25 protein-coding genes and 1 pseudogene are annotated in these 22,754 nt (G+C 74.9%); 10 read left to right on the top strand and 16 right to left on the bottom strand.

Annotated features, from left to right (window positions below):
• Window positions 1-7: 7 nt before the first annotated feature.
• Entirely contained in the window at window positions 8-547 is a 540-nt protein-coding gene (locus AB0N63_RS21530; protein WP_365530604.1) for a universal stress protein, read from the top strand.
• A gap of 21 nt (window positions 548-568) precedes the next feature.
• On the opposite strand, the gene AB0N63_RS21525 is transcribed toward AB0N63_RS21530, so the two are convergent.
• The 4 genes from AB0N63_RS21525 to AB0N63_RS21510 form a co-directional block, all read right to left on the bottom strand.
• Window positions 569-3,598, bottom strand: a complete 3,030-nt coding sequence (locus AB0N63_RS21525; RefSeq protein WP_365530603.1) for a ricin-type beta-trefoil lectin domain protein — start codon at window positions 3,596-3,598, stop codon at window positions 569-571.
• Between the two features lie 304 nt (window positions 3,599-3,902).
• Window positions 3,903-4,871 (bottom strand): aldo/keto reductase, encoded by a 969-nt coding sequence (locus AB0N63_RS21520; RefSeq protein WP_365530602.1) that lies wholly within the window; start codon window positions 4,869-4,871, stop codon window positions 3,903-3,905.
• Between the two features lie 73 nt (window positions 4,872-4,944).
• On the bottom strand, window positions 4,945-5,553 hold the full coding sequence (locus tag AB0N63_RS21515; RefSeq protein ID WP_365530601.1) for a flavoprotein: 609 nt from the start codon (window positions 5,551-5,553) through the stop codon (window positions 4,945-4,947).
• A gap of 32 nt (window positions 5,554-5,585) precedes the next feature.
• A complete protein-coding gene (locus AB0N63_RS21510) occupies window positions 5,586-6,044 on the bottom strand; it encodes a nuclear transport factor 2 family protein (RefSeq protein ID WP_365530600.1) in 459 nt (152 codons plus the stop codon).
• Between the two features lie 119 nt (window positions 6,045-6,163).
• Between AB0N63_RS21510 and AB0N63_RS21505 the strand changes: the two genes are divergently transcribed.
• On the top strand, window positions 6,164-6,724 hold the full coding sequence (locus AB0N63_RS21505) for a TetR/AcrR family transcriptional regulator (protein ID WP_365530599.1): 561 nt from the start codon (window positions 6,164-6,166) through the stop codon (window positions 6,722-6,724).
• 303 nt (window positions 6,725-7,027) lie between these two features.
• On the opposite strand, the gene AB0N63_RS21500 is transcribed toward AB0N63_RS21505, so the two are convergent.
• Complete coding sequence (locus tag AB0N63_RS21500) at window positions 7,028-7,717, bottom strand: NAD(P)H-dependent oxidoreductase (RefSeq protein WP_365530598.1); 690 nt, start codon at window positions 7,715-7,717, stop codon at window positions 7,028-7,030.
• A 69-nt stretch (window positions 7,718-7,786) separates the two neighbouring features.
• Between AB0N63_RS21500 and AB0N63_RS21495 the strand changes: the two genes are divergently transcribed.
• Window positions 7,787-8,728 carry a sigma-70 family RNA polymerase sigma factor gene (locus AB0N63_RS21495; protein ID WP_365530597.1) on the top strand — a complete coding sequence of 314 codons (942 nt, stop codon included), beginning with the start codon at window positions 7,787-7,789 and terminating at the stop codon, window positions 8,726-8,728.
• 287 nt (window positions 8,729-9,015) lie between these two features.
• Here AB0N63_RS21495 and AB0N63_RS21490 read toward each other — a convergent pair whose 3' ends face one another.
• Window positions 9,016-9,216, bottom strand: a complete 201-nt coding sequence (locus AB0N63_RS21490) for a ferredoxin (protein ID WP_019983478.1) — start codon at window positions 9,214-9,216, stop codon at window positions 9,016-9,018.
• A gap of 12 nt (window positions 9,217-9,228) precedes the next feature.
• On the bottom strand, window positions 9,229-10,446 hold the full coding sequence (locus AB0N63_RS21485; protein WP_365530596.1) for a cytochrome P450: 1,218 nt from the start codon (window positions 10,444-10,446) through the stop codon (window positions 9,229-9,231).
• A gap of 45 nt (window positions 10,447-10,491) precedes the next feature.
• On the opposite strand from AB0N63_RS21485, the gene AB0N63_RS21480 reads away from it, so the two are divergent.
• Both AB0N63_RS21480 and AB0N63_RS21475 read left to right on the top strand, forming a co-directional pair.
• Window positions 10,492-11,343 (top strand): LysE family transporter, encoded by an 852-nt coding sequence (locus tag AB0N63_RS21480; protein WP_365530595.1) that lies wholly within the window; start codon window positions 10,492-10,494, stop codon window positions 11,341-11,343.
• A gap of 203 nt (window positions 11,344-11,546) precedes the next feature.
• Window positions 11,547-11,996, top strand: a complete 450-nt coding sequence (locus AB0N63_RS21475; RefSeq protein WP_365530594.1) for a nitroreductase family deazaflavin-dependent oxidoreductase — start codon at window positions 11,547-11,549, stop codon at window positions 11,994-11,996.
• Between the two features lie 54 nt (window positions 11,997-12,050).
• Here the strand turns inward: AB0N63_RS21475 and AB0N63_RS21470 are convergent, their stop codons facing one another.
• Window positions 12,051-12,968: a cation diffusion facilitator family transporter gene (locus AB0N63_RS21470; RefSeq protein WP_365530658.1), complete on the bottom strand. Its 918-nt coding sequence runs from the start codon at window positions 12,966-12,968 to the stop codon at window positions 12,051-12,053.
• 354 nt (window positions 12,969-13,322) lie between these two features.
• On the opposite strand from AB0N63_RS21470, the gene AB0N63_RS21465 reads away from it, so the two are divergent.
• Both AB0N63_RS21465 and AB0N63_RS21460 read left to right on the top strand, forming a co-directional pair.
• Window positions 13,323-14,339 carry a glutathione S-transferase C-terminal domain-containing protein gene (locus tag AB0N63_RS21465; RefSeq protein ID WP_365530593.1) on the top strand — a complete coding sequence of 339 codons (1,017 nt, stop codon included), beginning with the start codon at window positions 13,323-13,325 and terminating at the stop codon, window positions 14,337-14,339.
• A 58-nt stretch (window positions 14,340-14,397) separates the two neighbouring features.
• Window positions 14,398-14,694: a DUF4235 domain-containing protein gene (locus AB0N63_RS21460; RefSeq protein ID WP_365530592.1), complete on the top strand. Its 297-nt coding sequence runs from the start codon at window positions 14,398-14,400 to the stop codon at window positions 14,692-14,694.
• A 346-nt stretch (window positions 14,695-15,040) separates the two neighbouring features.
• Here AB0N63_RS21460 and AB0N63_RS21455 read toward each other — a convergent pair whose 3' ends face one another.
• Window positions 15,041-15,433 (bottom strand): VOC family protein, encoded by a 393-nt coding sequence (locus AB0N63_RS21455; RefSeq protein ID WP_365530591.1) that lies wholly within the window; start codon window positions 15,431-15,433, stop codon window positions 15,041-15,043.
• Between the two features lie 293 nt (window positions 15,434-15,726).
• Between AB0N63_RS21455 and AB0N63_RS21450 the strand changes: the two genes are divergently transcribed.
• Window positions 15,727-16,107 (top strand): anti-sigma factor antagonist, encoded by a 381-nt coding sequence (locus AB0N63_RS21450; protein WP_019983471.1) that lies wholly within the window; start codon window positions 15,727-15,729, stop codon window positions 16,105-16,107.
• Window positions 16,108-16,123: 16 nt separating this feature from the next.
• Here AB0N63_RS21450 and prs read toward each other — a convergent pair.
• Window positions 16,124-17,113 (bottom strand): annotated as a pseudogene (prs, locus tag AB0N63_RS21445) (ribose-phosphate diphosphokinase); the annotation flags it as partial.
• A 200-nt stretch (window positions 17,114-17,313) separates the two neighbouring features.
• Between prs and AB0N63_RS21440 the strand changes: the two are divergent.
• Window positions 17,314-17,976, top strand: a complete 663-nt coding sequence (locus AB0N63_RS21440) for a DUF4230 domain-containing protein (RefSeq protein ID WP_365530590.1) — start codon at window positions 17,314-17,316, stop codon at window positions 17,974-17,976.
• An 18-nt stretch (window positions 17,977-17,994) separates the two neighbouring features.
• Here the strand turns inward: AB0N63_RS21440 and AB0N63_RS21435 are convergent, their stop codons facing one another.
• The 6 genes from AB0N63_RS21435 to AB0N63_RS21410 are packed head-to-tail and all read right to left on the bottom strand — an operon-like array spanning window position 17,995 to window position 21,767.
• The gene (locus AB0N63_RS21435; protein ID WP_365530589.1) at window positions 17,995-19,776 is read right to left on the bottom strand and encodes a proton-conducting transporter membrane subunit; all 1,782 of its coding nucleotides are present in this window, start codon (window positions 19,774-19,776) and stop codon (window positions 17,995-17,997) included.
• Entirely contained in the window at window positions 19,776-20,123 is a 348-nt protein-coding gene (locus tag AB0N63_RS21430; protein WP_027758334.1) for a sodium:proton antiporter, read from the bottom strand. The genes AB0N63_RS21435 and AB0N63_RS21430 overlap by 1 nt, the downstream gene beginning before the upstream one ends.
• A gap of 19 nt (window positions 20,124-20,142) precedes the next feature.
• On the bottom strand, window positions 20,143-20,883 hold the full coding sequence (locus tag AB0N63_RS21425; protein ID WP_365530588.1) for an MnhB domain-containing protein: 741 nt from the start codon (window positions 20,881-20,883) through the stop codon (window positions 20,143-20,145).
• Window positions 20,880-21,143 (bottom strand): hydrogenase subunit MbhD domain-containing protein, encoded by a 264-nt coding sequence (locus AB0N63_RS21420; RefSeq protein ID WP_365530587.1) that lies wholly within the window; start codon window positions 21,141-21,143, stop codon window positions 20,880-20,882. The genes AB0N63_RS21425 and AB0N63_RS21420 overlap by 4 nt, the downstream gene beginning before the upstream one ends.
• The gene (locus AB0N63_RS21415; protein WP_365530586.1) at window positions 21,136-21,588 is read right to left on the bottom strand and encodes a monovalent cation/H+ antiporter complex subunit F; all 453 of its coding nucleotides are present in this window, start codon (window positions 21,586-21,588) and stop codon (window positions 21,136-21,138) included. Before AB0N63_RS21415 ends, AB0N63_RS21420 begins: the two co-directional genes overlap by 8 nt.
• Window positions 21,585-21,767: a hypothetical protein gene (locus AB0N63_RS21410; protein WP_365530585.1), complete on the bottom strand. Its 183-nt coding sequence runs from the start codon at window positions 21,765-21,767 to the stop codon at window positions 21,585-21,587. The genes AB0N63_RS21415 and AB0N63_RS21410 overlap by 4 nt, the downstream gene beginning before the upstream one ends.
• Before the next feature lie 262 nt (window positions 21,768-22,029).
• Here AB0N63_RS21410 and AB0N63_RS21405 point away from each other — a divergent pair, with 262 nt between their 5' ends.
• Window positions 22,030-22,731, top strand: a complete 702-nt coding sequence (locus AB0N63_RS21405) for a VanZ family protein (RefSeq protein ID WP_365530584.1) — start codon at window positions 22,030-22,032, stop codon at window positions 22,729-22,731.
• The last annotated feature ends 23 nt before the right edge of the window (window positions 22,732-22,754 follow it).

Raw genomic sequence — 22,754 nt, 5'->3', positions numbered from 1 at the left:
CCGCCGTATGCGTGTGATCGCCTGGCTCGTCGAGGGCACCTGGCCCGCCTGTGTGGACGCCGTGCGCGCCCATGCGCCCGAGGACGCAGAGGTGGTGTTGCTGCACGTCAGCGCAGCGGACGTGCCCGGGGTGGCGCACGGGGCGTTCGCCGGGCTCCTCGGGCGCGGGCACCGCCGGGGGCACGCGCCGGGCGACGGCTGGGAGCGGGACCCGGGCGACCGGCTCGCCGATCTCGGCGACGCCTCCGCGGCCGAGCTGCTGGACGCGGCGGCGGCCCGGCTGGGCCGGCCGTGCACGCGGCTGGAGCGGGCCGGGCGGGTCGAGCGGCAGGTGGTGGAGGCCGCCGACGACGCCGATCTGCTGGTGCTGGCCCGCGACGGCGACCGTGACCGGCTCGGCCCGCACAGTCTCGGACCGGCCGTGCGGTTCGCCGTCGACCACGCGCCCTGCCCGGTACTGCTGGTGTGGCCGGAGGCGGCGCCGGACCTCACGACGCTGCCGCCGCCTCCCCCGCCGCACCCGCACGGGCCGCCCCCGCCTCCCTGAGGCGGCCGCGCCGTCGCCGGATCAGGGCCGGGGGACGCCGTGTGTCGCCCAGTTCGCCACGTCCATCCGGAGGTCGGTGGAGGGCGTGTCGATCGACCAGCGCTGGGTCTCGGTCTTCGCCCGCGTCTTGAGGACGAGAGCGCCCGCGCCGTCGGTGGCCGCCGGGGTCAGCGCCAGGTCCTGGTCGAAGCGCGGGACGAGGGTGCCCTGGAGGGTGAAGTCGTAGCGGATGTTCCGGCCGCCCGGCGCCCCGGCGGCGACACACGGGGCGAGCTGCACGGAGTAGCCGAGGTGCGAGTCGAGGCACAGTCCGGGCGCGGCGCCGCTGCGCAGCAGCCCGTCGGTCTCGTACGCCCACTGTTGACCGGGCTGGGCGGAGCACGCGGCCAGCCCGGTCTCCGCCCCGGTGACGGCCTTCCCGCCGACGATGCCGACGCAGAGCCCGGACGCCGCGTTGTGCAGCCGTCCCCGCAGGGTGGTCTTCCCCGCGGCGCCGGTCCCGGCCCAGGTGGGCGCGGGAGCCGGGGACGCCGTGCCGGAGGGCGCGGCCGAACCGCCGGGGCGGCCTCCGGCGGCGGGGTCGGCGCCGTCGCCCGGGCCGAGGGCCGACCAGACGGCGAGCGGGAGCACGACGAGACCGCTCACGGTCGCCGCGGCGATGGCGAGGTTCCGGTTCCGCACCGCCCGCCGGGCCGTCCGCCGGGCGGACCGGCCACCGGCGGGGGCGCCGGTCGCCGTGCTCGACTCGCGGGCGGGACGGGCGGTCTGAGGCCCGCCCGCCCCGCCTGTGGCCCGGCCGCCGACGGACGCGGCGGACTCGCCGACGGCACGGCCGCCGCCCGCCAGGTTCCCGGCCGGAGCGCGGAAGCGTCCGGGGGCCCGGCCTGCGGCCGGTGCGGATGACCCGTCGGCGGCCCGGTTCCCGGCCGCCGGGGCGGTGCCCGGTACGGCGGACGACGCGCCGGGGCCCCCGGCCCCGCCGAACTCGTCCGTGGGGGCTCCGGGCTGCCTGCCGGCGGCCGGGGAGCGCTTGCCGGCGGCCTGCAGGAGACGCCGGCCGGCGGCGGACGAGAGCAGCCTGTCCAGCGGGGACCGGCCGGGTGCGGTGGACTCGGCCGGGTCGCCGACCGCGGCGGTGCTCGGCGTTCCGCCGGGGCCACCGGTCCCGCGGGCGGAGGGCCCGCCCGCCGCCATGCCGAACGTTCCTCCGGGCCCGGGCCCGGGCGCGTCACCGGCGTCTGTGGCGGCGGGGCGGGCGTCCCCCGCGAATCCGTAGAAGCCGCCGGACCCGGCCGGACCGCCGGCCGTCGGCCCGCCGGCGTCACGGGCGGCGGGGGCGAACCGCCACTCCCCCGCCGTCTCGCGCTGCCCGTCCGGCGTCTGCACCCCGCCGGTCGCGGAGCCCGCCGAGCCGCCGGCCGTCGTGGCGGCGAAGCGGCCGCCCGCGCCCCACGGCGGCGCGCCGGGCGGCGCGGAGGGCGACGAGTCGGGTCGTGGCGGCACGTGGGCGGGAGGGGCCGATCCCGGCGGCGACGCGTCGGGATCGGCACAAGCCGCGCCCGCCGCCGGTGCTCCCGAGGGTGACGGGGCGAAGGCGTCCGGCCCAGCGCCCTCCCCGGACGGGGCGGAGAAGTCGGACGCCTCGCCCACGGCGGGCGAGGTGAAGGCTTCGGGCCCCGCACCCGATCCGGGCGGGGTGAGGGGGTTGGGCATCGCGCCCGATCCGGGCGGCGCGTACGCGTCGGGCACCGCACCCGATTCGGGCGGGGCGAACCCTCCACTCCCCGCACCCGATCCGAGCGGGGCAGAGCCACCGGCCGCCGCACCCATGCCGGCCGGGGTGAAGGCATCGGGCACCGCACCCGATCCGGGCGGCGCGTACGCGTCGGGCACCGCACCCGATCCGGGCGGGGCGAACCCTCCACTCCCCGCACCCGAACCGGGCGGGGCGAAGCCATCGGGCGCCGCACCCGCCCCAGGCGGGCCGAACGCGTCGGACGGCGCACCCGATCCAGGCGGTCGGAACGCCTCGCTCGCCGTGCCCGCCTCACGCGGTGCGAAAGCGCCGGGAGCCCTGTCCGCCTCACGCGGTGCGAAAGCGCCGGGGGGCATGTGCGCCACAACCTGCGTGAACGCCTCGCCGCCGACGACGTCGGCGGCGAGCGGCGGGGCCGCACCAAAGTCATGGCCGTGCCCGTCACCCGGCTCCGCCGCGGCGGCCAGGCGCAGTACCCGGTACTCCCGGGCGCGCCAGCCGAGGACGCCCTCGGCGAGCGCGGTGCCGAGGTCCGAGTTGAACGGCGCCAGCTGCCCGGCGGTGTGCCGGCAGTGCGTGCAGCCGGCCAGGTGCTGCCGCAGATCGGGGTCGACGTCGATGCCACCGCGCCGGTAGGTCACGTCCAGCAGCCGGAAGTACCGCAGGCAGTCCCGTTCGGTGGCCAGTTCGCGGTGGACCTGGAGGCACTCCTCCCGCAGCCGCTCGCGGGCGCGCCCGAGTTCGACGCGTGCACCCGCCTCGTCGAACCCGAGCAGCCGGGCGGGCGCGGCGGGCGGTTCCGCCTCGACCTCGGTGTGCCAGAGCAGGGCGGCGGCCGGCTGCGGCAGTCGCTGGAACGCGCGGGACAGCAGCCGCCGTTCGACCGGCGGCAGCAGCGACGCGGCGACCCCCTCACCGGCGCCGGCACCGGCGGCGGCCCGCAGTTCCGGGTACAGCATCTCCCGCCGGTGGTCCGCGCCCCACTCCCCCGCGATCCGGCGCACCGTGACCAGCAGCCGGGGACGCCACGCGGCGGTCGGCCCGGTCCGGCGCAGCGACTGTCCGAACAGGCGGGTGAAGGCCTGGGTGGTGAGCATGCCCGCGGGGTTCGGCCCGGCGGTGCACAGCCGGGCGTAGGCGAAGGCTGCTTCCCAGTGCCGGTCGAGGAGTTCACCGACGGGGTTGAGGGCGGGCGTCGCTCCGGTCCACTTCCGCAGTTCCTCGCTCAGTTCCTGGTCCGTGCTGCCGAACGGACCGGACGGTTCGGGGAAAAGGGACGGGTCCGGGTTTTTCACGGCTGCTTTCCTCCGTACTCACCGCGGATCAAGTCCGTACCAAGCTGGGGGACTTCGGCCTTTCGGGGCCTCACCTTTCCACAAGTGAACAGGGAGTAACAAGAGATCACGCGGTTTTCCGCATATCCCCCTGGAAATGGATCTGTTGACGAATTGTCAATTACCCGCGACCGATGGATTCCGGACCGCAATTGTCGCCGGGGCCCGGAGTTCGGCTCGGAGAGCGCAGGCCGGGGGCCCGGGGGCCGGGCATGCCGCGGCCCGTACGGCATGCGCGCCGTACGGGCCTCAGGGTGCGGGCGGGTCAGTGGCCGCTGACCTCGTGGGGGCCGTAGGGCCGCTCCAGTTCCTCGATCTCCTTCTCGGTCAGCTCCAGTTCCACCGCGGCCACGGCGTCCGTAAGGTGCCCCGGCCTGGAGGCTCCGATGATCGGCGCCGTGACCGTGCTCTGGTGCAGCAGCCAGGCGAGGGCCACCTGGGCGCGCGGGACGCCGCGTTCCTCGGCGATCCGGGTGACCGCCTCGACGATGGCGCGGTCCCCCTCCGCGTAGAGGGTGCTGCCGAAGGCGTCGGTGTCGCTGCGGTGGGTGGTGGCGCCCCAGTCGCGGGTGAGGCGGCCCCGGGCGAGCGGGCTCCAGGGCAGCACGCCGACGCCCTGGTCCGCGCACAGGGGCAGCATCTCGCGCTCCTCCTCGCGGTAGAGGAGGTTGTAGTGGTTCTGCATGGAGACGAAACGGGTCCAGCCGTTGAGCCGCGCGGTGTACTGCGCCTTGGAGAACTGCCACGCGTACATCGAACTGGCCCCGATGTAGCGGGCCTTGCCCGCCTTCACCACGTCGTGCAGTGCCTCCATGGTCTCCTCGACCGGGGTGTGCGGGTCCCAGCGGTGGATCTGGTACAGGTCGACGTAGTCGGTGCCGAGCCGGCGCAGGCTGTCGTCGATCTCGGTCATGATCGCCTTGCGGGACAGGCCGGCGCCGTTGGGGCCGGGGCGCATCCGGCCGTGCACCTTGGTGGCGAGGACGACGTCCTCGCGGCGGGCGTAGTCGCGCAGCGCGCGGCCGACGATCTCCTCGCTGGTGCCGTCGGAGTAGACGTTGGCCGTGTCGAAGAAGGTGATCCCGGCCTCCAGGGCCTGCCGGATCAGGGGCCGTGAGGCCTCCTCGTCGAGGGTCCACTCGTGCGCGCCCCGGTCGGGCACGCCGTAGGTCATGCAGCCCAGACAGATCCGCGACACGTCCAGGCCCGTCGAACCGAGCTTCACGTACTGCATCGTTGCTGCTCCCGTCTTCGGGTGGTCACCGGCACCTCTTCGGGTTGCCAGAACGAGCCTAGGCCGTCGGCGATCATGTCGGCGGGTCGTACCGGATGGCGGACCGGGGGCCGGGCGGGGTGTCGTCCCGGTCGGCCTGGGCGGGGTCGAGCAGGTCCAGAGCCCGTTCCCAGGCGAAGCCGGGCCTGCCGCCGTCCGGGGCGGGTTCGCCGGGGTGCGGGTCGCCGAAGCGGACGCCCATCGCGCCCAGGCGGGTGAGGCTGTCCTGATAGGCGGGGTGGACGGAGAGCGCGTCGGCCACGCAGGGCAGGACGGCGACCGGGACGCCCAGGCCGTGGGCCTCGCACAGGGTGGCCGCGGCGAGGGTGTCGGCGATGCCGGCCGCCCACTTGTTGATCGTGTTGAAGGTGGCGGGCGCGACGGCCACGGCGTCCGGCGGCGGGAAGGGGCGCGGGTCGGCGGGGGTGCGCCAGGCGGAGCGGACGGGGCGGCCGGTGAGCGCCTCGGCGGCGGCGACGTCGAAGAAGCCGTTCATGGCGGCCGGGGTCGCGATGACGCCGGCCTCCCAGCCCCGCCCGCGCGCGGCGGTGAGGAGCGCGCCGACGCCCTCGGCGACGCCGGCGGCGCAGACGACGACGTAGAGGAAGGGGTTCTCGGCTGGTTCCGGGGCCTGTTCGGTCATCCCGGAACCCTACTGAACCCTCTCCGGGCGCCTCACCACACCGGGAAGGAGCGGCCGTGCTCGGCCGGCGGGCGCAGGCCGAGGATGCGGCGCTCGCTCTCGGCGATCGGCACGTCGTTGATGCTCGCCTCGCGCCGGGTCATCAGGCCGTGCTCGTCGAAGCGCCACAGCTCGTTGCCGTACGAGCGCCACCACCGGCCTTCGATGTCCTGCGACTCGTACTGGAAGCGCACGGCGATGCGGTCGCCGTCGAAGGCCCACAGGTCCTTGCGCAGCGCGTAGTCCAGTTCGCGCTCCCACTTGGCGGTGAGGAAGGCGACGATCTCGGCGCGGCCGGTGAGAAAGGTGTCGCGGTTGCGCCAGACGGAGTCCTCGGAGTAGGCGAGGGCGACCTGGTGCGGGTCGCGGGTGTTCCAGGCGTCCTCGGCGGCCTGGACCTTCTGCGCGGCGGTCTCGCGGGTGAACGGCGGCAGGGGCGGGCGGTCGGCCATGGGGCGCTCCTCGGCGGGCGGTCGGGACCGGGCGGAGAACGCACGTTCTCCGATGGTCCGATAACCTAGAGAACGGTCGTTCTCCAGTCAAGGAAGCCGGTCGAGGAGGTCGTGCGCCGATGGACACCACGGCGGCCCGGGAGCGGGCGCTGGACGCCGCGGAGCGGTTGTTCTACGGGCGCGGCATCCAGGCGGTCGGCATGGACGACGTCCGGGCCGCCTCCGGGGTCTCCCTCAAGCGGCTCTACCAGCTGTTCCCCGCGAAGGAACGGCTGGTCGAGGCCTATCTGGAGCGGCGTGACACCCGCTGGCGCGGGCGGCTCGCGGCGTACGTCGCGGAGCGGGGCGACCCCGAGGAGCGGCTGCTCGCCGTGTTCGACTGGCTGGAGGACTGGTTCGGCGAGGACGGCTTCCGCGGCTGCGCCTGGATCAACGCCCAGGGCGAACTGGGGCCGTCCTCCGCCCGGGTGACCGCGCAGGTGCGGGCGCACCAGCGGGCCTTCCGGGCGTATCTGGCCGGTCTCGTCGCCGACGCGGGGCGGCCCGCCTCGCTGGCGGGCGCGCTGTTCCTGCTGGCCGAGGGCGCGATCGCGGCGGCGGGAACGGCCGGCGGCACGCGGCCCGCCCGGGAGGCGCGCGAGACGGCCCGGCTTCTGCTGGGGGTCGCCGGGACCGGCTGAGCGACGGCGCGCGCCGGGACGGCGCCCGGGGAGGGCCCCAGGGCGCCCCCGGAACCCGCCCGGGTCCCGACAGCACCCGTCCGGGTCCTGGCCGAACCCTGCCGGGGCTGTCCGGGGCGGGCTGGGCCCTGCCCGCCGCTGCCGGAGCCGTCCGGTGCAAGCCGGAACCTGCTCGGGCCCGGCGGGCACCTGCCCGAACTCTGCCGAGGGCCGTCCGGGCCTGACGGGGCCTGGCCGGGGCCATCCGGGCCCGGCCTCAGGGCCGGGCCGGGGCGCCGGCCGGTTCCGCGGCGGGCCGCAGGCTCAGGCCACCGTCCGCGCCAGCTCCGTCAGTGCGTCCTCCGCCGCCGCGAGCGACCGCGCGGCCAGGTGTTCCAGGCCGGCGAGGCGCGGGAGGACGTCCACGCGGGTGAGTTCGGCCGCGACCAGGTGGAGCCGGTCGGGGGCGACGCCGAGGTTGCCGAAGTAGGCCCTGAGGTAGGGCGTCTGGAAGTCGTAGGCCTCGCGCGGGGTGCCGGGGCCGTATCCGCCACCGCGGGCCATGACCGCGACCACCCGGGTCCGGTTCAGCAGGCTCTCTCCCGAGTCCGGGTCGGTGAACGCCCCCGGGAAGGTCACCCGGTCGATCCACGCCTTGAGGGCGGCGGGCACGGAGAAGTTGTACATCGGGACCCCGACCAGCACGGTGTGCGCGGAGCGCAGTTCGGTGATCAGGGGCAGGGTGAGGTCCCACTCCCGCTGTTCGGCCGGGCTCCCGATCAGCGCGGGGACCTTGGCCGGGGACGCGAAGCCCTCGCGCTCCACGCGCCGGCCGAGGGTGGTGTAGGCGGCGGTGAGCGGTGGGACGGGCGTCGTGGCCAGGTCGCGGTGGCGGTACTCGGCCGTGCGGTGCCGCTCGCGCCAGGCGCGGACGAAACGGGAGGTCAGCCGGCGGCTCACCGAGTCGGCGGTCGCGTCGGCGCTGGAATCGATGTGCAGCAGCGTGTCGGGCATCGGAAGGTCACCTCGTTCGGGTCGGATACGTCAGTGGGGTGACGGAGCACGACACGGAAAGGTGACCCCATGGATTCCCTCGCGGACGACGAGGAGCTGGCCCGGCTGTTCGAGCGGCGGCGCGGGCGGTTGCGCGCGGTGGCGTACCGCATGCTGGGCTCGGCGAGCGAGGCGGACGACGCCGTGCAGGAGACGTGGCTGCGGCTGGCGCGGACCGGCGCGGACGGCGTGGACAACCTGGCGGGCTGGCTGACCACGGTCGTCTCCCGCATCTGCCTGGACATGCTGCGCACGAGGACGGCCCGGCGGGAGGACCCGTTCGGGCACGACGCGCCGGAGGCGGCCGGCGGTGGTCCGGGCGCGCCCGAGGAGGAGGCGGTGCTCGCGGACTCGGTGGGCGTGGCGCTGCTGGCCGTCCTGGACACGCTGAGCCCGCTGGAGCGGGTGGCGTTCGTGCTGCACGACGTGTTCGCGGTGCCCTTCGACCAGGTCGCCGCCGTGCTGGACCGTTCGCAGCCGGCCGCGAAGAAGCTGGCCAGCCGGGCCCGGCACAAGGTGCGGGGCGTCCCGTCGGTGTCCGCGGCCGAACTGGAACGGCACCGCGCGGTCGTCGAGCGGTTCCTGGCCGCCGCGCGGGGCGGCGACCTGGGCGCGCTCCTGGACGTGCTCGCCCCGGACGTCGTACGCCGGGCCGACCCCGCCGCGCTGCCCGCCGGGGTGCCGGCGGAGCTGCGGGGCGCGCGGGCTGTGGCGGAGGGCACGGTCGCCCTGCGCGAGCGCGCCCGGTACGCCGCCGCGGCCCTGGTCCGCGGTCGCGTCGGCGCGGTGGTCGCTCCGAACGGCCGCCTCCTGTTCGCCCTGGACATCACCGTCCGGGACGACCGGATCGCCGCCTACGAGGTGATCGCCGACCCGACCCTGCTGCGCCGCCTGCCGCTGTCGGCCCTGGACGTGCCGGCGCCCGAGCGGCACGAGGAGGACGGGGCGCAGGCGCGGGGCCGGGTCGGGTGAGGGCGAGCGGGAGAGGCGGCGCGCGCCACGCCCCGGCGGCCGGCCGCCTGACCCCGAAGGACGGCGGACCGCGCGCCGGGCGGCACGCGCCCCGGAGTCCGCACAGGTCGGGCCGGACGAACCGCGTCCGGACAGGGCGCGCGCCTCGCACCCCGCACGGGCCCGGACGAACCGGTCGGGAGGCACGAGCCCGGACGGGGCACGCGTCCCTGGCAGTGGGCGGGGGACGGACGGGCCGAGGACACGAGCCCGGTCCGGGCACGCGGGTCCGGCGGGCGCGCCGGTCCTCAGTCGGACGGGGCCGTCACCGTGATCGCACCCACGGGGCACGCCTTGGCCGCGACGCGGGCCATCGGGTCGGCGGCGCCGGTCTCGGGGTCGGTCAGCAGGGTGCTGAAGCCCTCGTCGTCCTGCGTGAACACATGCGGTGCGGCCAGTGCGCACTGGCCGGCGCCGATGCAGACGTCCTTGTCGATGTCGATGGGCATGAGAGCAGCCTCTTACCAGGTCACGGGGAGTTCCAGCATCCCCTGGATCGTGTCGCCGGGTTTGAAGGGGATCTCCTGCGGCGGGGCGGCCAGCGCGAGGCCGGGCAGCCGCCGCAGGAGGGCGCCCAGGGCGATCTCCAGCTCGGCGCGGGCGAGGTTCTGGCCCAGGCACTGGTGGATGCCGAAGCCGAAGGAGACGTGGTGGCGGGCCGGGCGGTGGAAGTCCAGCGCGTCCGGCTCGGCGTAGACGTCCTGGTCGCGGTTGATGACGGAGGTGGAGAAGATCACTCCGTCGCCGGCCCGGATCGTCGTGCCGGCCGCCTCGATGTCCTCGGTGGCCATGCGCAGCAGTCCGTCGGCGATGGACAGCAGCCGCATCAGCTCCTCCACCGCGGCCGGCAGCAGCGCCGGGTCCGCGCGCAGCTCGGCCAGCCGCTCGGGGTGCTGGAGGAGGGTGTAGGTGCCCAGCGAGATCATGTTGGCGGTGGTCTCGTGGCCGGCGACGAGCAGGATGATCGCCAGCGCGACCGCCTCGGCGCGGTCCACCTCGCCCTCGGCCATCCGCTGCCGGACCAGGTCGTCCAGCACGCCCTCCCCGGGTTCCTTCTGCTTGCGGTCGACCAGGTCGCCCAGGTATCCCTCCAGTCGCTCGCGCGCGTCGAGCGTGTCGGCGACGTCCGGTCCGCGCAGCAGCCGCCGGGACTGCTCCTCGAAGAACTCGTGGTCGGCGTACGGGACGCCGAGCAGCTCGCAGATCACCATGGACGGCACGGGCAGCGCGAAGGCGCCGACCAGTTCGGCGGGCGGCCCCTGCGCGATCATCGCGTCCAGCAGCTCGTCCACGATGCCCTGGATCCGGGGCCTGAGCGCGGTGGCCCGCTTGAGGGTGAAGCTGGGGACCATCATGCGCCGCTGGGTGCGGTGCTCGGGGTCGTCGACGCCGAGGAGCGCGGTCCGGCGGTTGCGCACCGCCGCGAAGCGGGGCGTGGTCGCCGGGAAGCCGTCCCGGGTGCGGTCGCTGGAGAGCCGCGGATCGGCCAGCAGGTCGCGGGCGAGGGCGTGCCCGGTGACGAGCCAGACCGGGCGGCCGTCGTAGAGGGTGACGCGGGACAGCGGCCGGTCGGTGCGCAGCGGGTCGTAGCCCGTGGGCGGGTGGTAGGGGCAGGTGCGGTCCTGCGGGAACGCGACGGGCTCGGTGGGTCGGGGGGTGGTGGTGGTCGGGTCCGGCATGGAAGACCTCGCAGACGAAGGGTGCGTCGTGCCGATCTTCATTAGATGCCCCAGGCATCTATAGGGCGACGGGAAGTTCGGCCACATCGGAGATCCGCGGGATCTGGCCGACAAGCCTCTCCTCCGCATCGTAAACCGGTTGCCGCGGCGGGGGCTCGCCCAGCGGGATCCGGCCATGTCCACGACCGACCTCCTGCCGCCGCCCCTGTCCGCCGCCCGTCCGGCCGACCGGCGACAGCGGCCCCGCCCCCCGGAGGCCCGGTCCGCCGCGCTCATGACGGCGGCCGCGCCGGTCGCGGGCTGCTCGCCGGGTACGGCGTCGCCGTGCCGGTGGGCGCCGTCGGGGCGCACCCGGTCTCCCTGACCGCGCGGACGTCCCTGCGCACCGGGGTGTTCGCGGCGCCCGGCGTCGTCGCCGCCGACGGCCCCTACGCCTTGCCGGCCGTGCTCGGCGGCCCTGCTCTTGCCGGTGCGCTGCGGCCGGTGCTCGGGCCGCTGCGCTGGGTCTCGGTCCTCGTGCTCGCCGCGCCGGCGGTGCAGGGTGCGGGGTGCGCCCTACGGCGGCACCGGGCGCACCGGCCCGCCGTGCGCGCCGGACCGCCCGCGCCCGGTGCCGGGCGGGCGTGTCTCGGGCTGCTCGGAATCACCCTCCTCGATCCGGCCACCGTGCCCTGGTTCTCGGCGGCGCCCGGGCCGGTGGCGCGGCGGCCCCGCTGGAGCGGGCGCGTTCGTGCCGGCGGCGTTCGGCGCGTCGGCGAGCCGGCAGGTGCTGCCGGCCGCGGGCGGCGCGCTGCTGGGGCGGGCCCTGACCGGCTCCCGGGGACGGCTGGTGACGGCCCTGGCGTCCAGCGGTGTGATCACGCAGTGGTGGTACGGATGGCGCTGTCGCCGGGGTGAGAGTGAAGGGCCACGGGCAGGACCCGCGCGAGGCGGCCCGGCCCGACGGTGGTTCCTCACGGGCCGCTCTGGCGGGATACGGCCGTCCGATGGCCGGTTCGCCCTTCCGGAACCGGCCGGGTGGTAAGGATGGAGGCGTGCCGGCGCCGCCGCGGACGGCGGCGCCCGAGCGGGCACCTGGATGCGAGGAGAGGACGGACGCCATGCCTCTTGAGGGCGAGTACGAGCCCAGCCCCACCGAGTGGGTGCGGGAGCAGGTGGAGTTGTACGAGGGCTCCGGCGGCACGAAGGGCACCACGCTCAAGGACACCGGGCTTCCGGTGATCCTGCTGACCACGCGGGGAGCGCGCAGCGGCAAGCTCCGCAAGACCCCGCTGATGCGGGTGGAGCACGACGGGCGCTACGCGGTGGTGGCCTCGCAGGGCGGCGCGCCCAAGCATCCGTTCTGGTACTTCAACCTCAGGGCCGACCCGCGGGTGGAGTTGCAGGACGGCCCGGTCAAGCGGGACATGACGGCCCGTGAGGTCACCGGGGCGGAGAAGGCCGAGTGGTGGCGGCGGGCGGTCCAGGCGTTCCCTCCGTACGCCGAGTACCAGGAGAAGACCTCGCGGGAGATCCCGGTGTTCGTGCTGGAGCCGGCCGACGGGCAGTGAGGAAGAACCCGGCCGCGCCGCGCATGGAGCGGGGCCGGTCCGGGCACCCGTTCCTCAGGCCCCGCCGCGTTCCCCCGTCGCGGCGGGGCTTTGCCGTGCCTCCTCGGCGGGGCGGTCGGTGACGTCCAGGAAGATCTGGTCCGCGTCCGGGACGGTGTGGGCGATCGAGCGCTTGATGCGTACGGCGACCTGCTCGACGTGCTCGCTGTCCAGGCCGGGAGCCAGGTCGATCCGCGCGGCCACCAGCATGGAGTCGAGCCCCATCTTCATGGTGAACAGCGCCTCCACGCTGTCGATCTCGGGCTGCGCCCGCAGCAGCGCGCCGATCCGGCCGCTCAGTTCCGGGTCCGCGGCCTCGCCGATCAGCTGGTCGCGGGCGTCGCGGCCGAGCCGGTAGGCGACGTAGACCAGGAGCGCGCCGATGGCGAGCGAGGCGGAGGCCTCCCACACGACCTGCCCGGTGACCCAGTGCAGCGCCATGCCGATCATGGCGAGGGTGACGCCGAGCACCGCGGTGCCGTCCTCGGCGACGACCGTGCGCAGCGCCGGGTCGCGCAGTCCGCTGCCGCCGCCCTGCTTGCGCACCTGGTGCAGCGCCCGCAGCAGGGAGACGCCCTCGGCGAGGAGGGCGACGCCGAGGACGACCAGGCCCACCGTGTAGCCGAGGAAGTCCTCGTCGGCGCCGTCGCGCAGGGCCTCGACCCCCTGGAAGAAGGAGAAGCAGCCGCCCATGACGAAGATGCCGACGGCGGCCAGCAGCGACCAGAAGAAACGCTCCTTGCCGTAGCCGAAGGGATGCCGGCGGTCGGCGGGGCGGCGGCTGCGGCGCAGCGCGGCCAGCAGGAAGATCTCGTTGAAGCTGTCGGCGACGGAGTGCGCGGCCTCCGACAGCAGGGCCGGGGAGTGCGCGACCACCCCGCCGACGGCCTTGGCGACGGCGATGACCAGGTTCGCCAGGAGCGCCACCAGCACGGTGACGCGGGTCTTGCGGTCGGCGGCGGGCCCGGTGGCCGCGCCCTTGTCCCGCCCGGTGTTCGGTTCCGTGTCCGGCTCGCGGTCCCGCGCCGCGCCCCCTGCGGCGCCCGGGTCCGGGTCCCGCCGTGGGCCCCGGCCGGTGCCGGGCTCCGGGTCGTGTCCCGTGCCGTGCTCCGTGGTGCTCTCCCTCCCCTGCCGGTCCGTGCGGTGCGTCGAGTGGTCCGTCTCGTGCTCGCTGGGTGTCCCGCTCACGATTCGCCGACTGCCCCCGCTCCGTGCCGCTCACACCGTGCCGTCGGCGGATTTCGGGGAACGCGTCCACAGGACAGCGCTACGGCAGGGAGGACGGGCATGGGTGACGCGGGCGGCAACAGCGCCTACGGCCACAAGGCCTCCAAGCGGTCCAAGAGCCACTTCGCGGACCGGATCACCGCTGACGGCCGGGACGGCTGGCCGGTCGAGGCGGGGCGGTACCGGCTGGTGGTGAGCCGGGCCTGCCCGTGGGCGAGCCGGGCGCTCGTCTCGCGGCGGCTGCTCGGTCTGGAGGACGCCGTGTCGCTGGCCGTCGCCGACCCCGTCCAGGACGACCGCAGCTGGCGCTTCACGCTCGACCCGGACGGCCGGGACCCGGTGCTCGGCATCCGGTACCTGAGCGAGGCCTACGACCGGCGGGAGGCCGACTGTCCGGGCGGGGTGAGCGTGCCCGCGATCGCTGACGTGCCGAGCGGGGCGCTGGTCACCAACGACTACCAGCGGATCACCCTGGACTTCGCCACCGAGTGGAGCGCGCTGCACCGGCCGGGGGCGCCGGACCTGTACCCGCGGGCGCGGCGCGACGAGATCGACGCGGTGATGGCCGAGGTGTACGAGGACGTCAACAACGGCGTGTACCGGGCGGGTTTCGCCGCCGGCCAGGAGGAGTACGAGGTGGCGTGCGCGGGGGTGTTCCGGCGGCTGGAGGCGCTGGCGGAGCGGCTGGCCCGGCAGCGCTACCTCGTCGGCGACACGATCACCGAGGCGGACATCCGGCTGTTCACCACACTGGTCCGTTTCGACGCCGTGTATCACGGACACTTCAAGTGCAACCGCTGGAAGCTGGCGGAGAATCCGGTGCTGTGGGCGTACGCCCGCGATCTGTACCAGACGCCCGGATTCGGCGACACGGTCGACTTCGACCACATCAAGCGGCACTACTACCAGGTGCACACGGGCATCAACCCGACCCGCATCGTGCCCCTCGGGCCCGACCTCGGCGGGTGGCTGACGCCGCATCACCGCGAGGAGCTGGGCGGCCGTCCCTTCGGCGAGGGGACGCCGCCCGGCCCGGTGCCGCACGGTGAGGAGGTCCCGGCGTCGGGCAGGCCCTGACCTCCCCGCGTTGCCGCGGCCCTTCGCCCGATCGACGTACCCGAACAAGGAGACGCAGGTGGCCAAGAAGAAGAAGTTCCCGCTCGCCTACCAGCCGGTCGGCTTCGTGCTGGGCTGGGCCGGCGGCGCCGTGGCCGGGAAGGCGTTCCGCGCGGTGTGGAAGGCGGTACGGCACGAGGACGACGCCCCCGACGCGCTGGACGCGGACCGCCGCTGGGGCGAGATCCTGCTGGCCGCGGCGGTCCAGGGCGCCATCTTCGCGGTGGTGCGCAGCGCGGTGGACCGCGCGGGCGCGAAGGCCATCGAGCGGACGACGGGCGTGTGGCCGACGAAGGACCCCAACGGCCGCGACTGAGTCCTCCGGGTCTCGACGGCCACGCGGGGTCCGCCGGACACGTCCTGGACGACGTGTCCGGCGGACCCCGCGGCCGTTCGACGGGCCGCGCCCGGCCCAGGGTCTTTCGTTCGGATCAGGCCGGATCAGAGGCGGGGTCCGGTGATGAGGGCGCCTCCCACGCCGTTCAGGCAGTGGGGGAGCCGCGCCCGACGACGAAGCCGCGTGGGGGTCCCCTGCTCGAAGAGCTTGGGGAAACGGTGCCAGACCCCGCGAGCCCGGCAGGATCCGAACATGAGGCCCCGGGGGCCGTCGCGACGGCCCAACCGCCCCCGCTCGTGCCGTCCCCGGACCCCGCGGCGGCCGGTCAGCCCTGCTTCGGGGCCGTCTGGCGGGCGGTGCGGAGCGTGAAGGTGTGGCCGGACGGGTCCGAGTAGCCGCGTTCCTCGTACGGGCCGGGGCCGTCCTTGGCCTCCAGGGGGCGGCCGCCGAGTTCCACCACCCGGCGCTCCGCCGCGTCGAGGTCCTCCACCAGGAGGTCCAGGTGGACCTGGAGGGAGTTCTCGGGGCGGGGCCAGCTCGGCGGGGTGACGTTGGCGTCGCGACGGAAGGCGAGGCGCAGTCCGTCGGCGGCCCTGATCTCCACCAGGTTGGCGCTGGTGTCCGTCTCCTCGGCCTCGAGCAGCCCCTTGTAGAAAACGGCGAGTTTCTCCGGCTCGGCGCAGTCGAGGACGACGACGCCCGCGGTGACCAATGGCATGTCTTCTCCGGGAGGGTCCGGCGGCGGTACCCGGTTGTCCCGCCGCCCTCACTTCCGGATGTCCCCGCCCCGGGAAATCAGTCGGCGGGCGCGGGGCCGGCCCTCGCCGGAGGGGCTGAACTCGGCCAAAGACGCGCGCGGCCCGGCGCGACTCGGTCGCAATCCGATGACATATGTCAACCGAACATGCTGAAATTCACTCGATCGAGGGTAACTTGCGGGGCGGGGACGGCAGTTGTGGCATGTGGCCGCCCGTCCCGTCGCCGTAGGGAGCCGGTTGGAGGCGAAGTGTCGTGGCGAACGTTCCCGAGCCGCTCGACCGGCAGCTGAGCGTCCGCCGGGTGCACGGGCACATCGTGCTCGAGTTCCGGGGCGAGATCGACATCGCCGCGGCCGAACGGATCACGCCATTCCTGGACCGGGTGACCGGCCGTCGCGAAGCCCGGGTGGTGATCGACCTGAGCGGGGTGGACTTCTTCGACTGCTCCGGGCTGCGCCTGCTCTACCGCGCCCGCGCCCGGCTCCTGGACCGCGAGGGCGAACTGCGCCTGGTGTGCACGCACCCGCTGACGCTGCGCGTCCTCAAGGTCACCGGCCTGGCCCGGCTGCTGCCTCCGCGGCCGACCCTGGAGGCGGCCCTGGAGCGACCTCAGGCGCGCTCCGGCTGCCGCTGACCTGCCCGGCCGGCCGCTCGTCGGGCGGCGCGTCGAACAGCGCGCTGACCGACTCCCCGTCATGGATGCGCCGTACGGCCTCGGCGAGCGCGGGCGCGATGGACAGCACCCGCAGCTTGCCGCGCCCCGGCCCGGCCTCCCCCGCGCTCCCGTCCTGCCCCGTCCCATCGGCCCCCGGCACCGGCACGGTGTTGGTGCACACGACCTCCAGCACGTCGGGCTGCGCGGTGAGCCGCTCCAGCGCGCCCGCCGCGAACAGCCCGTGGGTGCAGGCGACGCGGATGGAGCGCGGCCCCGACTCGCGCAGCCGGCCGAGCAGTTCCAGGACCGTGCTGCCCTTGGCGATCTCGTCGTCCAGCACGATCACGTCCCGCCCCGCGACCTCCCCGATGACCGAGCTGATGCTCACCCGGTCGTCGGCGTAGCGCTGTTTGGCCCCGGCGGCGACCTGCGCGCCGATCAGGCGGGCGAACGCGGCGGCCTCCTTGGCGTTGCCGAGGTCCGGCGAGACGACGGTGGTCCGGGACAGGTCGTGGCGCCCGAAGTGCGCGGCAAGTTCCCGCAGGGCGTGCAGATGGTCGACGGGCACCGAGAAGAAGCCGTGCACCTGCGGGGAGTGCAGCGTCATCGTCAGTACCCGGCTCGCGCCCGCCGCGACCAGGAGGTCGGCCACCAGCCGGCCGCCCAGCGAGATGCGCGGGGCGTCCTTCTTGTCGGAGCGGGCGTAGGAGTAGTGCGGCATCACGACGGTGATCCGCCCGGCGGAGGCGCCGCGCGCCGCGTCACACATCATCAGCAGCTCCACCAGGTGCTCCTGCACCGGCTTGACCAGCGGCTGGATCAGGAACACGTCCCGTTCGCGGCAGTTGGCCAGCAACTGCACCTCCAGGCAGTCGTTGGCGAACCGGCTGACCCGGGTCGAGCTGAGCGGCACCCCCAGATGGGCGCAGACCTCGGCCGCGAGCCGGGGGTGGGCACTGCCGCTGAACACCGCGATGTCTCGCACGATCCGCTCCTCGCATGATCATTCGGACGGCCCCGGCCCATGCTACTGACCGCACCCCGGCCGCGACCCCGTACGCGCCGCCCGGCCCCGGGCCGCGCCCTTCGGCCCGGGTGCCCGCGCCGGACGGTTGGAGGCCCCAACCGCTCGGTCTGCCAAGGGATTTGGCGGGCATCCGCAGGAAGGATGAAGGAGGCCCTCACATGACGACGTCCAACGAACGACCGCGTCGGCGCGTCCCCGGCTGGGCCAAGGCGCTGGGCGCCCTGGTGCTGGTGCTCGCCGTGCTGTTCGCCGGCATCCGGCTGGCCGTGCTGCCCGGCATCAAGGACCTGTTCGGCACCGAGACGCACGACCGCTCGGGCCCCGCGCTGCTGGAGTCCGTGCGGGACATGAGCCGCTACGAGGCCGCCTCCGGCAACTTCCAGGTGGTCGTGGACCTGGAGAAGGACGCCAAGTACCTGCCGGACGCGATCCGCGGCACCCGCACCCTGTACGTGGGCGCGGGCACCGTGGACGCCTATGTGGACCTCGGCTCCCTCGGCGACAAGGACGTGACGGTGGACGAGGACCGCACGTCGGCCACGCTCCGGCTGCCGCACGCGCGGCTCGGCACCCCCGCCCTGGACGCGGACCACTCCTACGCCGTCTCCAAGCAGCGCGGGCTGCTGGACCGGCTCGGCGACCTGTTCTCGGGGAATCCCAACAGCGAGCAGGCCGTGCAGCGGCTCGCGGTCAAGCACATCGGGGAGGCGGCCCGGGACAGCGGGCTGACCGCGCGGGCCGAGTCCAACACCACGGACATGCTCCAGGGTCTGCTGAAGTCCCTGGGCTTCACCGAGGTGCACATCACCTACGGCGTCTGACCGGCGCACGGGACCCCGTCAGCCGAGGACGCCCGGCAGGGCCAGCGCGCCGAGCAGTGTGACGCCGACCAGCAGCCAGGCCACGTAGTCGCCGACGTGCCCGGACTGGAGGCGCCGCAGCGGCAGGGCCCAGCCGGGCGCGGCGAGCAGCCGCGGCCTGGCGACGGCGACGCCCGCGACGCCGACCGCCAGCGCGGTGGACAGCAGGTCCAGCAGCACCCCGTGCGCGGTCCAGTGCACGGCGGAGAACACGCCCCAGGTGCCGGCCTCGTCGACGCGCTCCCCCACCGCGTGGGCGAAGCCGGGCACCGCGCCGACGGCGAGCGCCGCGGCCAGCAGCACCGCCGGGACCGAGCGCATGGTGGCCGGGACGTGGTCGAGGCGCTGGCGGGTCTCGGGTTCCTCGTCGGAGCCGGAGGTCTTGTCCTCGTCCCCCTCCTCGTCGTCGCACTCCTCGGGACGGGGGCCGAGCCCGAGGAACACGCGGGCGGCGACCCGCAGCACCGCCGCGCCGGTGAGGGCGGAGGCGGCGACGTAGAGGGCGGTGAGCGGGCCGCCCACGGCCTCCTCGCTGACGGCCTTGCCGAGGCCGGTCCCGAAGGGCGGCAGTCCGGCCAGGGCGAGGGCGCCGACGGCGAACATGACGCCGACGCCGCGCAGTTTCCGGGCCCGGCCGTGCAGATAGAACTCGTCGACGCTGCCGTAGCGGTCGAGCAGTATGCCGGCGCAGGCGAACAGGGCGGCCTTCACCCCGGCGTGGGCGAGGACGTACAGGGCGGTGCCCTCGTCGGCCTGCGCCTTGAGGACGCCGACGCCGACGAGGAACAGCCCGGTGTGGGCGATGGTGGAGAAGGCGAGCAGGCGTTTGATGTGGCGCTGGTACCAGCACATGACCGAGCCGACGGCGGCGGTGAGCACGCCGAGCACCACCAGGACCCGGGTGGCGTCGGCGGCGGGGATGCCGCCGGGGCCGGAGAAGACCAGCCCGTACACGCGCCAGACGCCGTAGACGCCGAGTTCGACCATGACGCCGGACAGCAGCATGCACACCGGGGTGGGGGCGACGGCGTGCGCGTCGGGCAGCCAGAACTGGAAGGGCACGGCGGCGGCCTTGACCAGCAGGCCGGTCAGGAACAGCACGAAGCCGGCCAGGGCGAGCGCGTCGGGCCCGTGCCCGGCGACGGCCTGGTCCAGGCCCTGGCCGATCTTCGCCATGGCGAGTTCGCCGGTGCGGGCGTACAGCAGGGCGATGCCCATGAGCATGAAGTAGGCGCCCAGCGAGTTGACGAGGGCGAAGCCGAGGGCGCCCTGCACGGCCTTGGCCTCGTCGATGCGGTAGCCGGTCAGGGCGTAGGCGACGACGCTCATCAGCTCGAAGAAGACGAACGCGTTGAACAGGTCCCCGGCGAGCGCGAAGCCGCACATCCCGCCCTGGAAGAGCAGCATCAGCGCCGGGAAGGAACCGGCGTGGCCGCTCGGCGGCTCGTCGAAGTAGTGCCAGGAGTACGCCAGCGCGGCCAGCGTCAGCAGCGAGACGAGCGCGGCCATGCCGAGGCTCGCGCCGTCCCCGACCAGCACGACGCCGACGCTCTCGCCGCCCTTCGGGGACCAGCCGCCGACCCATGCGGCCAGCGGCGGCGTGGAGTGGAACAGCAGCAGCGCGGCCAGCGCGGCCGTGGTCGCGGCGACCAGGCAGGCGAACGTCTCCGCGACGAGCCGGGGCAGCCACCGGCCGCCCGCGACGAGCAGCGCGGCGCCCAGCAGCGGCACCGCGGGCAGCAGCGGCAGCAGACGGTGCATCAGCCGCGCAGCTCCCTCAGCTCGTCGGGGTCGACGGTGCCGTGCCGTTTGGAGATCTGCACGGTCAGCGCGAGCAGCAGCGCGGTCACGGTCGCGCCGACGACGACGTCGGTGAGGGTGAGCGCCTGGACGACGGGGTCCACCACGGGCCGCGAGCCGGGCGCGATGTCGGAGAAGACGGGCGCGGTGGCGCCGTCGCGGTAGCCGACGGCCAGCAGCAGCACATAGGTCGCCGACTGACACACCGCCAGGCAGCCCACGGCGTGGATCAGGTTGCGGCTGGTGGCCAGCCCGTAGCAGCCGATCAGGAACACATAGGCGGCCACCAGGTACGGAAGGACGTGCATGACGGCGCTCACGGCGTGCTCACTCCCCGCTCTCCTCCTCGATCTCCACGGCCTGGTCCAGGAAGCGGGCGAGCAGCACGACGACGGCGCAGGCTACCTCCATGCCGATGGCCGCGTTCAGCAGCGGGACGACGCCGCCGGAGGACAGCGTGTTGAACGTGCCGAGCGGCAGCAGGGTGTCGGTGAGGAACGCGGTGCCGGCCAGCACCCCGGCGAAGCCGAGGACGAGGTAGGCGGAGGCCGACAGCGCGTCCGCGATCTCGTACGCCTCGACCGGGCGGACGCGTTCCAGGGCGGCGTAGTCGGCGCCCAGGTACATCAGGTGCAGGGAGGTCGCTGCGACCACGCCGCCCTGGAAGCCACCGCCGGGACTGAGCTGGCCGTGGGCGATCACGTACAGGCCGGTGACCAGGGCGACGGGCAGGGTGATGAGCGCGTAGCGGCGCACCGGGGCGGCGACCTCGGCGGGGCGGGGCGGGTCGCGGTGCTCGTCGCGAGCCTGGCGCAGCAGGACGACGCAGCCGAGGACGGCCGCGAACAGGATCGACATCTCGCCCATCGTGTCGAAGGCGCGCTGGTCGAAGTTGACGGAGGCGATGGTGTTGGCGGTGCGCCGGGCGAGGGCGGCGGCCACCGCGCGGTCGCCGTAGGGGTGGCGGGCGCCGCCGAAGGCGGGCAGCCGCAGACAGGCGGCGACGAGCAGGGCGGCCAGCCCCGCCCCGCCGAGGAGCACCAGCCACAGGCGGGCACGCCGGGTCACTGACGGCCGTCCTTCGGTGCGGCCGAGCGGCGGCGGACCTTGCGCACCGTCAGCATGACGAGCAGCGGGGTCAGCACGGAGCCGACGGCGAGCTGGGAGAGGCCGACGTCCGGGGCCTGGAGGACGGTGAAGAGCACGGCCAGGACGGTGCCGAGGACGGCGAGGACCAGGGCCTGGCGGGCGGGGTCGCGGTTGACGACGGCGGCGGTCGCGCAGCCGGCGACGGCCAGCAGGGCCAGGACGATCACCGCGTCAGCCACGGTCCACCTCCGCGAAGCCGCCGGACAGCGCCCGGGAGGCGACGAGGTTGCCGCCGACCAGCAGCGCCCCGACGATCAGGAGCTTCACCATGGCCCGGCCGGGTCCGGTGACCGCGCACAGCACTGCCACGACGACCGTGCCGACGGCCGCGACGGCCCAGGTCGGTCCCCAGGCCCGGGGCGGGTCGTCGGCGAGTTCGTCGGCGAGCAGCCGGGCGAAGACGAGGGTGCCGACCGGGCCGAGCAGGGCCAGCAGCAGCGCGAGATCGACGTAGGAGGTGCGGTCGTAGCCCTGCGCGAGCAGCAGCAGGCCGGGGCAGAGCAGGGCGGTGGACAGGTTCTGCGCGGTGACGCGCCGCCCCAGCGGTCCGGTGGACACGCCCCACAGGCTGGTGACGAGGCCCACGGCCAGGACCGCCGTCGCCGCGAGGAGCCAGCCGTTCACCGGCGGACCACCGCCCGCCGGCCGGCCCGGGCGACGACCGCGCCCACGCCCGCGGCGCCCGCGCCGACCGCCCACTCCAGGGGGTAGACGGTGCTGATCAGCATCAGCCAGAGCACGACAAGGGCGGCCCACCAGAGCGCCACTTCGCCCAGGGCGAGGAGTGCGGAACGCGTCTTCACCCGCCACCTCCGCCGCTCGGTCGTCGTCCTCGTCGCTGTGCGCCGCAGTGCCGTACGGCGTCTGTCGGCATCCAAACACCGGGCCGGCAGCGAGGCGGGCGGCGGCGCGCGGGTCTGGAGCCCGGTTGCCCCGACAGCAGCAACGGAAACCGGTGCGGCGCCGGTGGCCGGGAAGGCGAGGGCACTGCGCGGCGGCGGTATTCCGGCGCGCATCGCGGGTAACCGGCTCGGCAGGCAGGGAAGTTGACGACTGGAGGACCTCATGGACCGCTGGGCGCTCCGCCCGCGCGACCGCACGCGCACGCACACCGCCGCCACCGCTTCCGGGTCTTCTTCGGCCTTCGGCGCCTCTTCGACCGCCGGGTCCGGCGGTCTGCTGCGCGGGTTCCGCTTCACGCGCGGGAGCGGCCCCGGACGCCGCGCGCGTGCGGGGCGCGAGCGAAAGGACCCGACCGCCGGCGGGACCCGGCGGGCGGCCTCGGCGCAGGGCGTCGAGCGGCGGCCCGCGCCCTGGCCGCTGCGGATGCTGGCGATGGTGTGCGCGTTCGTCTTCATGGTGGCGTTCGCCGTCGTCCTGGCCCGGCTGACGCTGGAGCCGTCCCCCGCCTCCGAGTCGCTGACGCACACCAATCTGCGTCCGGGCAGCTCCCTGCGGGCCTATCTGGACGCGCCGGGGCTGCGCGAGGCGGTGAAGCAGATCGGCGGCAACGTGCTGCTCGGGGTGCCGTTCGGGGTGCTGGTGCCGGTGGTGGCGCCGCGGGCGCGCGGGTTGTTCAAGGTGCTGCTGCTGACGGCGGTCGTGATGCTGCTGGTGGAGTTCGCGCAGGGCGCGATGATCACCGGTCGGGCCTTCGACGTCGACGACGTCATCCTCAACACGGCCGGAGCGCTGCTGGGTTACCTGCTCGTGGGCCGCCGGATGGGACGGGCCGTGCACGCCCGCAAGCGGCGCGTGAAGGTGTGAACGAACCGTCAGAACTGGTCCGG

Origin of the sequence: Streptomyces sp. NPDC093260 (genome assembly GCF_040683715.1) — a bacterium.
Classification (GTDB): Bacteria; Actinomycetota; Actinomycetes; order Streptomycetales; family Streptomycetaceae; genus Streptomyces; species Streptomyces sennicomposti.
The sequence above is the reverse complement of the archived record's forward strand: the minus strand, read 5'-3'. Positions and strand labels throughout refer to the sequence as shown.

Coding starts and splice junctions, on each gene's coding strand:
- AB0N63_RS21530 (WP_365530604.1), top strand. CDS start 8: ATGCGTGTGATCGCCTGGCTCGTCGAGGGCACCTGGCCCGCCTGTGTG.
- AB0N63_RS21520 (WP_365530602.1), bottom strand. CDS start 4,871: ATGCAGTACGTGAAGCTCGGTTCGACGGGCCTGGACGTGTCGCGGATC.
- AB0N63_RS21515 (WP_365530601.1), bottom strand. CDS start 5,553: ATGACCGAACAGGCCCCGGAACCAGCCGAGAACCCCTTCCTCTACGTC.
- AB0N63_RS21510 (WP_365530600.1), bottom strand. CDS start 6,044: ATGGCCGACCGCCCGCCCCTGCCGCCGTTCACCCGCGAGACCGCCGCG.
- AB0N63_RS21505 (WP_365530599.1), top strand. CDS start 6,164: ATGGACACCACGGCGGCCCGGGAGCGGGCGCTGGACGCCGCGGAGCGG.
- AB0N63_RS21500 (WP_365530598.1), bottom strand. CDS start 7,717: ATGCCCGACACGCTGCTGCACATCGATTCCAGCGCCGACGCGACCGCC.
- AB0N63_RS21495 (WP_365530597.1), top strand. CDS start 7,787: ATGGATTCCCTCGCGGACGACGAGGAGCTGGCCCGGCTGTTCGAGCGG.
- AB0N63_RS21490 (WP_019983478.1), bottom strand. CDS start 9,216: ATGCCCATCGACATCGACAAGGACGTCTGCATCGGCGCCGGCCAGTGC.
- AB0N63_RS21485 (WP_365530596.1), bottom strand. CDS start 10,446: ATGCCGGACCCGACCACCACCACCCCCCGACCCACCGAGCCCGTCGCG.
- AB0N63_RS21480 (WP_365530595.1), top strand. CDS start 10,492: ATGCCCCAGGCATCTATAGGGCGACGGGAAGTTCGGCCACATCGGAGA.
- AB0N63_RS21475 (WP_365530594.1), top strand. CDS start 11,547: ATGCCTCTTGAGGGCGAGTACGAGCCCAGCCCCACCGAGTGGGTGCGG.
- AB0N63_RS21465 (WP_365530593.1), top strand. CDS start 13,323: ATGGGTGACGCGGGCGGCAACAGCGCCTACGGCCACAAGGCCTCCAAG.
- AB0N63_RS21455 (WP_365530591.1), bottom strand. CDS start 15,433: ATGCCATTGGTCACCGCGGGCGTCGTCGTCCTCGACTGCGCCGAGCCG.
- AB0N63_RS21440 (WP_365530590.1), top strand. CDS start 17,314: ATGACGACGTCCAACGAACGACCGCGTCGGCGCGTCCCCGGCTGGGCC.
- AB0N63_RS21435 (WP_365530589.1), bottom strand. CDS start 19,776: ATGCACCGTCTGCTGCCGCTGCTGCCCGCGGTGCCGCTGCTGGGCGCC.
- AB0N63_RS21430 (WP_027758334.1), bottom strand. CDS start 20,123: ATGCACGTCCTTCCGTACCTGGTGGCCGCCTATGTGTTCCTGATCGGC.
- AB0N63_RS21405 (WP_365530584.1), top strand. CDS start 22,030: ATGGACCGCTGGGCGCTCCGCCCGCGCGACCGCACGCGCACGCACACC.